Source organism: Nocardia sp. NPDC003693, from assembly GCF_053981095.1.
Map to the genome: position 1 here is coordinate 219,631 of NZ_JBSFNO010000006.1, position 11,908 is coordinate 231,538.

At 69.5% G+C, this 11,908-nt stretch carries 14 protein-coding genes; 10 read left to right on the top strand and 4 right to left on the bottom strand.

The window, feature by feature from the left end; translation table 11 throughout:
• Nucleotides 1-80: 80 nt before the first annotated feature.
• The 6 genes from urtB to ACWDOP_RS10500 all read left to right on the top strand — a co-directional run bounded on the left by urtB (nt 81) and on the right by ACWDOP_RS10500 (nt 5,178).
• Nucleotides 81-965, top strand: a complete 885-nt coding sequence (urtB, locus tag ACWDOP_RS10475) for an urea ABC transporter permease subunit UrtB (RefSeq protein WP_456344806.1) — start codon at nt 81-83, stop codon at nt 963-965.
• On the top strand, nt 962-2,182 hold the full coding sequence (urtC, locus tag ACWDOP_RS10480; RefSeq protein WP_456344807.1) for an urea ABC transporter permease subunit UrtC: 1,221 nt from the start codon (nt 962-964) through the stop codon (nt 2,180-2,182). Before urtB ends, urtC begins: the two co-directional genes overlap by 4 nt.
• Nucleotides 2,179-3,021 carry an urea ABC transporter ATP-binding protein UrtD gene (gene urtD, locus ACWDOP_RS10485; protein ID WP_456344808.1) on the top strand — a complete coding sequence of 281 codons (843 nt, stop codon included), beginning with the start codon at nt 2,179-2,181 and terminating at the stop codon, nt 3,019-3,021. The genes urtC and urtD overlap by 4 nt, the downstream gene beginning before the upstream one ends.
• Nucleotides 3,005-3,697: an urea ABC transporter ATP-binding subunit UrtE gene (gene urtE, locus ACWDOP_RS10490; protein ID WP_354991461.1), complete on the top strand. Its 693-nt coding sequence runs from the start codon at nt 3,005-3,007 to the stop codon at nt 3,695-3,697. Before urtD ends, urtE begins: the two co-directional genes overlap by 17 nt.
• A gap of 32 nt (nt 3,698-3,729) precedes the next feature.
• Nucleotides 3,730-4,398 carry a GntR family transcriptional regulator gene (locus ACWDOP_RS10495; protein ID WP_454201466.1) on the top strand — a complete coding sequence of 223 codons (669 nt, stop codon included), beginning with the start codon at nt 3,730-3,732 and terminating at the stop codon, nt 4,396-4,398.
• Between the two features lie 240 nt (nt 4,399-4,638).
• On the top strand, nt 4,639-5,178 hold the full coding sequence (locus tag ACWDOP_RS10500) for a carboxymuconolactone decarboxylase family protein (RefSeq protein WP_456344809.1): 540 nt from the start codon (nt 4,639-4,641) through the stop codon (nt 5,176-5,178).
• Nucleotides 5,179-5,204: 26 nt separating this feature from the next.
• On the opposite strand, the gene ACWDOP_RS10505 is transcribed toward ACWDOP_RS10500, so the two are convergent.
• Both ACWDOP_RS10505 and ACWDOP_RS10510 read right to left on the bottom strand, forming a co-directional pair.
• Nucleotides 5,205-5,825: a GNAT family N-acetyltransferase gene (locus tag ACWDOP_RS10505; protein WP_456344810.1), complete on the bottom strand. Its 621-nt coding sequence runs from the start codon at nt 5,823-5,825 to the stop codon at nt 5,205-5,207.
• Between the two features lie 313 nt (nt 5,826-6,138).
• A complete protein-coding gene (locus ACWDOP_RS10510) occupies nt 6,139-7,029 on the bottom strand; it encodes a TetR/AcrR family transcriptional regulator C-terminal domain-containing protein (protein ID WP_456344811.1) in 891 nt (296 codons plus the stop codon).
• A 123-nt stretch (nt 7,030-7,152) separates the two neighbouring features.
• On the opposite strand from ACWDOP_RS10510, the gene ACWDOP_RS10515 reads away from it, so the two are divergent.
• Entirely contained in the window at nt 7,153-7,530 is a 378-nt protein-coding gene (locus ACWDOP_RS10515) for a VOC family protein (protein WP_456344812.1), read from the top strand.
• 172 nt (nt 7,531-7,702) lie between these two features.
• Complete coding sequence (locus tag ACWDOP_RS10520) at nt 7,703-8,215, top strand: aggregation-promoting factor C-terminal-like domain-containing protein (protein WP_456344813.1); 513 nt, start codon at nt 7,703-7,705, stop codon at nt 8,213-8,215.
• A 57-nt stretch (nt 8,216-8,272) separates the two neighbouring features.
• Here ACWDOP_RS10520 and ACWDOP_RS10525 read toward each other — a convergent pair whose 3' ends face one another.
• Nucleotides 8,273-9,121 (bottom strand): SDR family oxidoreductase, encoded by an 849-nt coding sequence (locus ACWDOP_RS10525; protein ID WP_456344814.1) that lies wholly within the window; start codon nt 9,119-9,121, stop codon nt 8,273-8,275.
• A gap of 109 nt (nt 9,122-9,230) precedes the next feature.
• On the opposite strand from ACWDOP_RS10525, the gene ACWDOP_RS10530 reads away from it, so the two are divergent.
• Both ACWDOP_RS10530 and ACWDOP_RS10535 read left to right on the top strand, forming a co-directional pair.
• On the top strand, nt 9,231-9,620 hold the full coding sequence (locus tag ACWDOP_RS10530) for a winged helix-turn-helix transcriptional regulator (protein ID WP_354991453.1): 390 nt from the start codon (nt 9,231-9,233) through the stop codon (nt 9,618-9,620).
• Nucleotides 9,621-9,777: 157 nt separating this feature from the next.
• Nucleotides 9,778-10,257 carry a nucleoside deaminase gene (locus ACWDOP_RS10535; RefSeq protein ID WP_456344815.1) on the top strand — a complete coding sequence of 160 codons (480 nt, stop codon included), beginning with the start codon at nt 9,778-9,780 and terminating at the stop codon, nt 10,255-10,257.
• Nucleotides 10,258-10,394: 137 nt separating this feature from the next.
• Here ACWDOP_RS10535 and lpdA read toward each other — a convergent pair whose 3' ends face one another.
• Complete coding sequence (lpdA, locus tag ACWDOP_RS10540) at nt 10,395-11,798, bottom strand: dihydrolipoyl dehydrogenase (protein WP_456344816.1); 1,404 nt, start codon at nt 11,796-11,798, stop codon at nt 10,395-10,397.
• Nucleotides 11,799-11,908: the final 110 nt, after the last annotated feature.

Consider the following 11,908-nt stretch of genomic DNA (forward strand, 5'->3'; position numbering starts at 1 on the left):
CGGCGGTACCGGAGCGCCGACGGCGTTCGCGGCACCCGATCCCCCCACCCCGAGCGCGCGAGAACACAGAGGTATTCACAATGGAAGTCGCTGTCGGACAGCTGTTCACGGGCCTGAGCCTCGGCTCTATCCTGCTACTCGCCGCGCTCGGCCTGTCATTGACATTCGGCCAAATGGGCGTGATCAACATGGCCCACGGCGAGTTCATCATGGCCGGTTGCTACACCACATTCGTTGTGCAGCAGGTCATCTCGTCGACCGGCGTCGCACTGATCGTGTCCCTGTTCGTCGGCTTCCTGGTCGGCGGCCTGCTGGGCGCGGCCCTGGAAATGGGCCTGATCCGCTGGATGTACGACCGCCCGCTGGACACCCTGCTGGTCACCTTCGGCGTCGGCCTGGTGCTGCAGCAGATCGCCCGCGACGTCTTCGGCGCCCCCGCCAAGAACGTCGTGGCCCCGGACTGGCTCACCGGCGGCATCGAGATCTTCGGCACCGTGGTCCCCAAGACCCGCATCTTCATCATGATCCTGGCGGTGAGCGCGGTGATCGCACTGGCCGCCGCCCTCAAAACCACCCCGCTCGGCCGCCGCATCCGAGCCGTCGTGCAGAACCGCAGCCTGGCCGAAACATCCGGCATCTCTTCGCGTTTCACCGACATCAGCACGTTCTTCATCGGCTCCGGCCTGGCCGCGGTCGCGGGCGTCGCGCTCACCCTGATCGGCTCCACCAGCCCCACCATCGGACAGTCCTACCTGGTCGACGCCTTCCTGGTGGTGGTCATCGGCGGCCTCGGGCAGATCAAGGGCACCGTCATCGCGGCCTTCGGCATGGGCCTGCTCAATTCCTTCGTCGAATACTCGACCACCGCGTCGGTCGCCAAGGTGATCGTCTTCGTGGTGATCGTGATCTTCCTGCAGGTTCGCCCGCAGGGCCTGTTCACCGTCCGCACGAGGAGCCTGGCATGAGTGTCTTGCAGCGCCTGGGCGCACTGTCTCCGTTCAAGGCCGCGGGCGGTTTCGCCCTGGCCGCCATCATTCTCTTCGGTATCGCCCCCGCGGTGCTGAGCGATTTCCGGCTCAGCCTGCTCGCGAAATTCCTGTGCTTCGCCATCGTCGCGGTCGGCATCGGCCTGGCCTGGGGCCGCGGCGGCATGCTCACCCTCGGGCAGGGCGTGTTCTTCGGCATCGGCGCGTACATCATGGCCATGTACATGCAGATGGCCGACGCCGCCAGCGCCGGCGAGGACGTCCCGGAGTTCATGGTGATCTCGGGCATCTCCGAATTGCCCTCGTACTGGCAGCCTTTCGCCTCCGCGCCGGTGGCCATCCTCGGCATCCTGGTGCTGCCCGCCGCGGTGGCCGCGGTGCTCGGCTACGGGGTGTTCAAGCGCCGGGTCAAGGGCGCGTACTTCGCGATCCTGAGCCAGGCGCTGGCCGCCGCGCTCGCGATCCTGCTCACCGGTCAGCAGACCATCGGCGGCTTCACCGGCCTGAGCGACTTCCGCACGTTCTTCGGTTTCCGCCTGGATGATCCGGTCAACCGCCGCATGCTGTTCTTCATCGCCGCGGGCGCGCTGCTGGTGGTGGTCGCCATCGCGCGCCAGCTCATGAACAGCCGCTACGGCGAACTGCTGGTCGCGGTGCGCGATCAGGAGGAGCGCGTGCGGTTCCTGGGCTACGACCCGGCCAATATCAAGATCGTCGCGTACGTGGTCGCCGCGTTCTTCGCCGGTATCGCGGGCGCCCTGTTCACCCCGATCGTCGGCATCATCTCCCCCGCCGACATCGGCGTGGTCCCGTCCATCGCGTTCCTGATCGGCGTCGCCATCGGCGGGCGCACCACCCTGCTCGGCCCGGTGCTGGGCGCGATCGGCGTGGCCTGGGCGCAGACCGCGCTGTCCGAGGAGTTCCCCTCGGGCTGGACCTACCTGCAGGGCCTGCTGTTCATCGTGGTCGTCGGCTTCCTGCCCGCCGGCCTGGCCGGATTCGGGCCGCTGGCAAAGCATCTGGCGGGCCGCGTACGGCCGTTCAAGGGCCGCGCCACCGCGGGTGAATCGATCACCGCCTCGGTGCTGTCCACGGGCGCGCCGGTGGAATCGGCCGACGGCAAGACCGGCACGGTCGCCGAAACCGATGCCGCCGCATCGGAAACCCCCGCGGACGAGGAGAAGGTGAAGGCATGACCACCGCCGTGCACGAACCCAAATTCGGCGGCAACGCCGGCATGGACAGCGAATACCTCGAAATCCGCGGCCTGTCCGTGAGTTTCGACGGCTTCAAGGCCGTGCAGGACGTGGATCTCACCGTGCTGCAGGGCGATCTGCGCTTCCTGATCGGCCCCAACGGCGCGGGCAAGACCACCCTGATCGACGCCATCACCGGCCTGGCCCCGGCCACCGGTTCCGCGCGCAAGTCCGGGAACGAGCTCGTCGGCCGCAAGGTGCATCAGATCGCCCGCCTGGGCGTCGGCCGTACCTTCCAGACCGCGAGCGTGTTCGAGCAGCTCACCGTGCTGCAGAACCTCGACATCGCGGCGGGCGCCGGGCGTTCGGCGCTCACCCTGCTGCGCAGGCGCAAGGGCGTGCTGCCCGCGATCGAGGAGGCCCTGGAGATCACCGGCCTGACCGCGTTGCGCGACAAGCCCGCCGGGGTGCTCGCACACGGGCAGAAGCAGTGGCTGGAGATCGGCATGCTGCTGGTGCAGAACTGCTCGGTCCTGCTGCTCGACGAACCCGTCGCGGGCATGAGCGCCGAGGAACGCGAGGAGACCGGAAACCTGTTGCGCCGCATCGGCGGTGACCGCATCGTCATCGTGGTCGAGCACGACATGGACTTCATGCGCGCCTTCGCCACCTCGGTGACGGTCCTCGCGGGCGGGAAGGTTCTGAGCGAGGGCACCGTCGAACAGGTGCAGGCCGATCCGAAGGTGCAGGAGGTCTACCTCGGCACCGCCGCGGCCGGGCATCTGCCCGCCGCCGACAGCTCCGACGCCGAGGAGGCAGCGCATGCTGGAGATCACTGACATTCACACCGCCTACGGGCGCACCGAGGTGATTCACGGTGTGACGCTGACGGTTCCGGACGACGGCGTGGTGGCGATCATGGGCCACAACGGCGCGGGCAAGACCTCGCTGCTGCGCGCCGCGGTCGGGCTGCTGCCCGCCAAGGCCGGCAAGATCCGCTTCGACGGCAAGGACATCACCAAGCTGTCGCCGTCGCGGCGGGTCAAACAGGGCATCGCGTACGTGCCACAGGGCCAGCAGTCCTTCGGGCAGCTGACCACCATGGAGAACCTGCAGGTGGTGGCCGACGGCCGCAAACGCGGGAAGGAGCTCATCGCCGAATCGCTGGATCTGTTCCCGGCGCTGCGGGAACTGCTGTCCCGCAAGGCCGGACTGCTCTCGGGCGGTCAGCGTCAGCAGCTGGCCATCGCCCGCGCGCTCATCACCGAGCCGAAGCTGCTCATCCTCGACGAGCCCACCGAGGGCATCCAGCCCTCGGTGGTGGCCGAGATCGAGCGCACCATCATCGATCTCACCAACCGCGGCGGGCTGAGCGTGCTGCTGGTGGAACAGCACATCGGCTTCGCGCTGCAGGCCGCGCAGCAGTACTACGTACTGCAATCGGGACGCATCACCTCCCAGGGAGCGGGCGGCGCGGGCGCGGAATCCGACGTCCGTCTGGCCATGGCGATCTGACCGGGCGCACCGACATGACGCGCAGGGGGCGTATGCCACTGTCCGAGCGGGTCTACCTGGACCTGCGACGGGATCTGGCCGGCGGGGTGCTGGTCCCGAACGAGCGGCTCGGCGAGGAAAGGCTCGCCGAGATCTACGGGGTGTCCCGCACCCCGGTACGCGAGGCGCTGGCGCGGCTGTACGCCGACGGACTGCTGGAACGGCACGCGGACGGGCTGTACCCGTACCGCCCGCGGGTGGAAGAACTCGGCGACCTGTACGAACTGCGGATCGTGCTGGAGGTCAGGGGAATTCAACGCCTGCACGGCGGCGCGGCCGACACCGCGGCGCTCGCGGCCGAGCTGGAGACCTGGCAGCGCCTGCGCGCGGATCCGCCCGCGCCCGGGGCCGAGCTCATCGCCGCCGACGAGCGGTTCCACACCACCCTGCTCGCCGCGGCGGGCAACGGCGCGCTGGCCGACATGCTCGAGACCGTGCACGCCCGGGTGCGCCCGGTCCGCGCCATCGACATGCCGACCCCGGAGCGGGTGGCGACCATGACCGAGCAGCACATCGCCATCGCCGAACACGTGCTCGCCGGTGACCTCGATCAGGCCCTGGCCGCCCTGCTGGCCCACCTGACCAGCTCGCGCTCCCACGTCCTGGACCGCGCCCGGCGCGCACTGGAACTCACGAAACTCGCACAGGCCGTGCGGGAGTGAGTTCGCCGGGTGGTGGCGAATTCATCCACGGTCGTGCACAGCCGCTGTGCACGACCGGTGGATGACCGCGGGTTCCGGCACACGCGCCGAGATTCTCCACAGGTCCGCACAGGTGGTTGTGGATCGCTGTGTACACGGCTTCGAAGCCGATTCCGCGTGCCCGCGACAACATCGACCGCGGGCAGCACGCTGGCGACCCGGGACATGGTGGGCCGCTCGCGCCGGCTGTTAGCGTGAGGCATGGTGTCGAAGCAGCCACGTATCGCGCCCGGCCGTCTCCGGGAGCTGGGACCGATCAATTGGACTGTCTGGCAGGTGCTCTCCCGTGCCGCGGGCACCGACGACGCGCATCTGTTCAGCACCCTGGGCCGCACCGGCGGACTGTTCCGCGGCTGGCTGCACTACTCCGGCAAGCTCATGCCCGGCGGGCGGCTGCGGCGCTACGAGTCCGAGATGGTGATTCTGCGCGTGGCGCACCTGCGCGAATGCGAGTACGAGACGGACCATCACATCCGCCTCGGCAAACGCGCGGGCATCACCCCCGAGATCCTGGACCGCATCCGCGTCGGCCCCGGCGCGCCCGGCTGGACCGCGCAGGAGCAGGCCCTGCTCACCGCGGTCGACCAGCTCGTGGCCACCCGGGACCTGACCGACGAGGCCTGGCAACTGCTGGCCGCGCACTACGACGAGCGCCGCCTCATCGAGATCGTGCTGCTGACCAACCAGTACGAGGGCCTGGCCAGCACCATCACCGCCCTGCGCATCCAGACCGACCACTGACCGCGGCGCTCGCGCGTCCCCGCTCCTCAGTCGGGGCGCGCGTGCCGCCCGCCCGCCACCGTGGGCGGATCCCCCCGCACCCGGGCGTGCAGGTGCATGTCGTGCCAGCCGTCCGCGTGCAGTCCCGCACTGCGATTCACGCCCTCCAGCGTGAAACCGGCCTTGCCCGCGACCCGGCACGACTGCGCGTTGTGGACCGAGTGCTGTAGCTCGAGACGGTGGAATCCGGCTGTCTCGAAGGCCCATTCGGCCAGGGCCGTCACCGCGCGCGGCGCGATGCCCTGCCCGCGCGCGGCGGGCGCGACCCAGTACGCCACCCCGGCGGTTCCGTGCGCGGCCCGCATCACCTGCAGCGACGCGCGACCGGCGATCCGGCCCGTACTACTGTCCGCCACCGCCCAATTCGCGTAAATGCCCCCGCGCCAGGTGCGGGCCCAGTCCGCGACCCATTCCTCGGCCTCGTCCTCGGATTCGGCGGTGCGCACGTGCCAGCGCTGGATCGCCGGGTCCTGGAAGGCCGCGTAGACCTCGGGCGCGTCCCGGCGCAGCCACGGCCGCAGGACCAGTCCGCCACCCATCGGTATCACCGGTTGTGCGGCCTTGGTGAACAGGTCGGCGGCAACGACTGCCGGAATCGATTGCGGCATAGCTGAAATTCTGCTCCTCGGACTCGCGCACCGGGTGCTGTCGGCTCGAACCGCCGCGATCGGACGCCCGCACCCCACGCGGACCGCCCGGCAAACACCCCCGACGACATTCGACTCCCCACACGCCACCACGCTACCGTCGCGCCGGACCGGCCGCGCGAATCCGCCGCTACCGCACGACGACCGCCCTCGGGACCGCACGCGCGGGCATACGACGTGTGCGCCGCGCCCGCGCCGCTGTGACCGCGCGCCCGCCGGGCGAAACTCACCGGGCATCCGTGGACGGTGGGTCCTCACCGCAGACGGTGGGCGCTCACCGCCCCGGACGATCGCCGATCAGCACCGCCAAACCGTCCAGCACCCGGGCCAGGCCGAACTCGTAGGCGAACTCCGCGCTGTACGCGCCGTCGTGGGCCTGGCCCGCGGCCGCGCCCACCCGCGCGGCCAGCGGGAAGCGCTCCGGCGTGAGCACCCGTTCGAGCAGCGGCGCTGCGCGCTCCCACCAGTCGTGGTCGTTCACCCCGCTGTCGGCGGCGGCCCGCGCGGTGTCGATGGCGATGCGCGCGACCGAGTTCACGAAACCGAGCACCTGGGTGAGTGCGGCGTCCATGGTCACGTCGTCGAGGCCCAGCCCCTCGAAGGCCCCGAGCTCGTGGTCGTACTTCGCGGTGACGCCGGGACCGAGCGGGGGCCGCGTGGTGGGCAGGTACGCCACCCACGGGTGCGCGGCCAGCATGGCCCGGTTCGCCGCGGCGATCGCGGAAACCTTGTCGCGCCAGGGTTTTCCGGTGAGGTCGGGGCGCGGCATGAGCCGGTAGACCTGATCGAGCATGAGGTCGAGCAACTCGGCCTTGCCCGGCACGTAGGTGTAGGTGGCCATGGGCGTGATCCCGAGCGCGGCGGCCACCGAACGCATGGTGAGCGCGCCCAGCCCGTCGGCGTCGGCGATCGCGATCGCCTTCGCCACCAGTTCGTCGACGCTGATCCGCTGCTTCGGCCCGCGCGTCGCGCCGCGCTCGCCCGGCTCGCGCCACAGCAGTTCGAGCGTCCGCACCGGATCGCCGGCGCTGCTGCGCTCACCCCCGGCGCGCTGCTTGCGCGCGCCCCGGCGCACCGGACCGGCCCCGGCCGCCGCGGACGGGCCGCCGCCCGCCGCGCCCGGCCCGTCCTCGATCTGCCCGCCTCGACCTGCGTCGACACTCATCGCGCACCCACCTCCGCGTCGATCGTATCGATGTGACGCCCATCACCTGGCAACCGCTCGGGAATTTCCGTACAAAGTACAGCGTACTTAGTACAGCAATGTTCGGCACCCCAGGAGGCCCCCATGAAGATCACCTCGTCCGCCGTTTCCCTGAACGTCGCCGATCCCACCGCGTCGGCGAAGTTCCTCATCGACCACTTCGGCTTCACGCAGGAGATGGCCGCCGAGGGCTTCGTCTCCCTGACCCGCCCGGACGCCGGCTTCAACGTCATCTACCTGAAGACCGGCCTGTCGACCTTCAAGCCCGCGCGGATCGCGGCCGACGCGGGACAGGGCCTGCTGGTGGTCTTCGTGGTCGAGGACATCGACGGCGAGTACGAGCGCGTGCGCGCGGAGGGCGTCACCATCGAGACCCCCATCGAAACCGAGCCGTGGGGTGAGCGCTACTTCCAGATGACCGATCCCAACGGCGTTGTCATCCAACTGGTGCAGTGGGTCTGAGCAGCGACGATAACGAGCGCGGCGCGTCGCCCCGGATCGGGCGACGCGCCGCGCGGGTCCACCGCGCGCCCGGCGAAATGCAGTAGCGTCGCAGCGAACCGAACTGAGCAGTCCATTCTCTATGGCCCTCGGGACGCGTGATTCCCGCCGGGCCGACCCGGAAGGACACGCCGTGGATACCGCCGTCAGTTCCCGATCTCCCCGCTCGCATCGCCGGTCGATCCGCACCATCACCTTCATGACCCTGCTGGCCGCCGCCGTTCCGCTGGCCACCGCGCAGGGCACCGCCGCACCGGATCCCGTCGCCGCGCCCAGCATCGTCGATCAGGGCGCCGAACTGCTCCCGAAGGCGACCTCGACGCTGCCGCGCATCGTCAACACCGCCTCGCTCGCCTCGACCATGGCACTGAAGGGGCTGGCGCTCAGCGTCGTTCCGCTGAACCAGTTCTGGGCCTTCGATCAGATCATCACCATGGAGAGCAGTTGGCAGATCTTCGCGGTCAATCCCAGCTCCGGCGCCTACGGCCTGCCCCAGGCGCTGCCCGCGGACAAGATGGCGACCGAGGGTCCCGACTGGCTCTTCAATCCCCTGACCCAGCTGCGGTGGGCCTACCGCTACATGAACGCCCGCTACGGCAGCCCGACCGCGGCCTGGGAGTTCTGGCAGGCCAACCACTGGTACTGAATCCGATGCGCCGCAACGACTCTCTCATCGATACAGCGCCCTTCGGTTCGGCGCGGCTCAGCTCAGCGCCGCGCGAAACACCTCGACCGCCGGGGTCGCCGGGCGGCCCAGCAGCCGCTGCAGATCGCCGTTGTCGAGGTCGAGCACGCCTGCCGCGATTCCCGCGTCGGCGTCCGCGAGGACCTGGGCGTAGCCCTCGGGAAGTCCGCCCGCGACCAGGGCCGCCGCGTATTCGGACTGCGGAATGTTCTGGTAGACAACCGTTTTGCCCGCCGCCTCGGATATGGCGGCGGCCAGCTCGTCATACGTGAGGCGATCGCCGCCGAGTTCGTAGACCTGCCCGGCGTGACCGTCGGTGCTGAGCACCTTGGCCGCCGCCTCGGCGTAGTCGGCCCGCGACGCGCCCGCCACCCGGCCGGTCCCGGCCGCGCCGTGCAGCACGCCCGTCTCGACCGCGTGCGCGAGCCCGCCCAGGTAGTTCTCCCAGTACCAGTCGTTGCGCAGCAGCACGTGCGGCACGGTGGCCTCGGCCAGCACGGCCTCGGTGCCCGCGTGCTCCTGCGCCAGGATGAGCGGATTCGTCGGCGCGCCCGGAATGCTGGTGTAGGCCAGCAGTTCCACGCCCGCGCGCTCGGCGGCCCGAATGACGTTGGTGTGCTGGGCTACTCGCGCGCCGAATTCGTTGCCCGAGACCAGCAGGATGCGGTCGACGCCGGCGAACGCGCTGTCCAGCGCGGCGGGATCGTCGTATCCGGCGACGCGCACCTGCACGCCCCGCTCGCTCAGATCGGCGACCTTGGCCGGATCGCGCACGACGGCGATCGGGGTCGCGCCCTCCTTGAGCAGGGCTTCGACGACCAGGCGGCCCAGCTGGCCACTCGCTCCGGTGACGGCGACAACGGTCATGACTTCCTCCAGGTGACGGGAATGAACTGCCTTATCGGGTTGTACTAACTAATAGTAAGCACATGCTATTCCCCCATCGCAACCCGAGCGGTTAGGTAATCTCGAACCCATGAACGACCCGGCCGACCCCTCCTTCGACCCGACGCTGGAAGCCGACGTCTTCGCACGCCACTGCGCTTCCCGCCCGGTCCTGCAGGATGTCGCCAGCCGCTGGGGCGTCCTGGCCATGGCGGCGCTGCGCGAGGGTCCCTACCGTTTCAGCGCCCTGCGCCGGCGGGTCGACGGCATCAGCGAGCGCATGCTGTCGCAGACCCTGCAGAATCTCGAACGCGACGGGATGATCCACCGCGAGGTCCAGCAGTCCATCCCGCCGGTGGTGGAGTACACCCTGACCCCGCTGGGCGCGCGGGTCGCCGAACATCTGGCCGGTCTCATCGACCTGCTGGAAAGCAATATCGGGGAAATCCGCGAGGCCCAGGATTCGTACCATCGCGAGTGACTTCGGGATTGCGCGCCGGGCCCATCGCGCGCGACCCACCGCACCCCGCGGAGCGCGACCCCGGCCGGGCCGATTCCGACGCGAATCCCTTTGCGCCGAAAGGCTTCCCGCACTTCAATCCCACGCTCGAATGCCCACCACGACGATCGGAGCACCGATGCGCGAGCACCTCGACTATCTCGAACGCTGCCTCGAATTGGCGGAGCAAGCTTTGGAAGCCGGTGACCAGCCCTTCGGCTCGATCCTGGTGGCCGCCGACGGCACCGTTCTTGCCGAGGACCGCAATCGCATCGCGGGCGGCGATCAGACGCAGCACCCCGAATTCGCGCTGGCCCGCTGGGCCGCGGACAACCTCTCCCCCGCCGACCGCGCCACCGCCACGGTCTACACCTCCGGCGAGCACTGCCCGATGTGCTCGGCCGCCCACGCCTGGGTCGGCCTCGGCCCGATCGTCTACGCCGCCTCGACCGAGCAGTTCACCGCCTGGCTGACCGACTTCGGCGTCCCGCCCGCCCCGGTCCTGCCGCTGCCGATCCCCCGCGTGGCCCCCGGCATCCCGGTCACCGGCCCGTTCCCCGAGTTCGCCGACCGCGTACGCGAACTGCACCGCCGCTACTTCGAGCGCGCCGCGGGCTGACACGCCATAGGCTGAGGCGGAGAGGCCGATCGCCCGCGGACCGCGCCCCGCGCTGCCACACGACGTGAAAAAGGCCCGGCCGCAGTCGATTCGACTGCGGCCGGGCCTTCTGTACGCTCTCGGTCGGGCAGGCCCGATCAGAAGTTGATCATGTGGTCGGCGAGGCCGTGGATCGCTTCCTGGAGCGCCTCGCTCAGGGTCGGGTGGGTGTGGACGTTGCGCGCCAGCTCGTTGACCGTCAGGTCCCACTTCTGGGCCAGGGTCAGCTCGGGCAGCAGCTCGGAGACGTCGGGGCCGATGAGGTGGCCGCCGAGCAGCTCGCCGTGCTTGGTGTCGGCGATCAGCTTGACGAAGCCCTGGGCGTCGCCGAGACCGTGCGCCTTGCCGTTGGCGGTGAACGGGAAGGTCGCGACCTTCACGTCGTAGCCCTCGTCCTTGGCCTGCTGCTCGGTCAGACCGAAGCTGGCGACCTGCGGCTGGCAGAAGGTGGCGCGCGGCATCATGCGGTAGTCGCCCAGCGCCATGGTCTCCGCGCCGCCGATGGTCTCCGCGGCCACCACGCCCTGCGCCTCCGCGACGTGCGCGAGCTGCAGCTTGGCGGTGACGTCGCCGATGGCGTAGATGCCGGGCACGTTGGTGCGCATGTAATCGTCGATGGCGATGGCGCCGCGATCGGTCAGCTGCACGCCGGTGTTCTCCAGGCCGTAGCCCTGCACACGCGGCGCGAAGCCGACCGCCTGCAGCACCTTGTCCACGGTGACGGTCTCGACGTTGCCGGACTTGTTGTCCTTGATGGCGACGGTGACCTTGGAACCGTCGTCTTCGATGGACTGCACGGCCGCACCGGTGCTGATGGTGATGCCGAGCTTCTTGTACGCCTTGGTGATCTCCTTGGAGACGTCGGCGTCCTCGTTCGGCAGTGCGCGGTCGAGGAATTCGACGATGCGAACGTCCACGCCGTAGTTCTTGAGCACGTACGCGAATTCCATGCCGATGGCGCCGGCGCCGACGATCAGGATCGAGCCCGGCAGGTCGCGGGTGAGGATCTGCTCCTCGTAGGTCACCACGTTGGCCGAGAGCGAGGTGCCCGGCAGCAGCTTGGTGGTGGTGCCGGTCGCGATGATCACGTTGTCGAACGTGATGGTCTCGGTGCCGCCCTTGGTGAGCGCGACGGAGATCGTCTTGGCGTCGGTGAACGTTCCCGCGCCGTCGAACTCGTCGATCTTGTTCTTCTTCATCAGGAAGTGGACGCCCTTGACGCGGCCGTCCGCCACCTTGCGGCTGCGGTCGAACGCGGCCCCGAAGTCGAAGCTGGCCTCACCGGAGATACCGAAGGTCTTGGCTTCTTTGTGGAAGATATGGGCCAGCTCCGCGTTTCGAAGCAGGGCCTTGGACGGAATGCAGCCCACGTTCAGGCACACCCCACCCCAGTATTTCTGCTCGACGATCGCTGTTCGCAGGCCGAGTTGAGCGGCACGAATCGCGGCGACGTAACCGCCGGGACCAGCACCGAGAACGACGACATCGTAGTGGGAAGTCACGCCCCCGAGCGTAACCCCGGCGAGGGAATCGCACTCAGCCACTCCCCGCCTCGGTGAGATCCCCGCCATGGGGTTCCGGACGGCACGGGCTGTCCGGTTTCGAAGCCGCT

Bases quoted from the DNA above. Each gene is read 5' to 3' on its own strand.
- ACWDOP_RS10500 (WP_456344809.1), top strand. From the start codon at position 4,639: ATGGTGTCGAAGCAGCCACGTATCGCGCCCGGCCGTCTCCGGGAGCTG.
- ACWDOP_RS10495 (WP_454201466.1), top strand. From the start codon at position 3,730: ATGCCACTGTCCGAGCGGGTCTACCTGGACCTGCGACGGGATCTGGCC.
- urtE (WP_354991461.1), top strand. From the start codon at position 3,005: ATGCTGGAGATCACTGACATTCACACCGCCTACGGGCGCACCGAGGTG.
- urtC (WP_456344807.1), top strand. From the start codon at position 962: ATGAGTGTCTTGCAGCGCCTGGGCGCACTGTCTCCGTTCAAGGCCGCG.
- ACWDOP_RS10525 (WP_456344814.1), bottom strand. From the start codon at position 9,121: ATGACCGTTGTCGCCGTCACCGGAGCGAGTGGCCAGCTGGGCCGCCTG.
- ACWDOP_RS10535 (WP_456344815.1), top strand. From the start codon at position 9,778: ATGCGCGAGCACCTCGACTATCTCGAACGCTGCCTCGAATTGGCGGAG.
- urtB (WP_456344806.1), top strand. From the start codon at position 81: ATGGAAGTCGCTGTCGGACAGCTGTTCACGGGCCTGAGCCTCGGCTCT.
- ACWDOP_RS10505 (WP_456344810.1), bottom strand. From the start codon at position 5,825: ATGCCGCAATCGATTCCGGCAGTCGTTGCCGCCGACCTGTTCACCAAG.
- urtD (WP_456344808.1), top strand. From the start codon at position 2,179: ATGACCACCGCCGTGCACGAACCCAAATTCGGCGGCAACGCCGGCATG.
- ACWDOP_RS10530 (WP_354991453.1), top strand. From the start codon at position 9,231: ATGAACGACCCGGCCGACCCCTCCTTCGACCCGACGCTGGAAGCCGAC.
- ACWDOP_RS10510 (WP_456344811.1), bottom strand. From the start codon at position 7,029: ATGAGTGTCGACGCAGGTCGAGGCGGGCAGATCGAGGACGGGCCGGGC.
- ACWDOP_RS10515 (WP_456344812.1), top strand. From the start codon at position 7,153: ATGAAGATCACCTCGTCCGCCGTTTCCCTGAACGTCGCCGATCCCACC.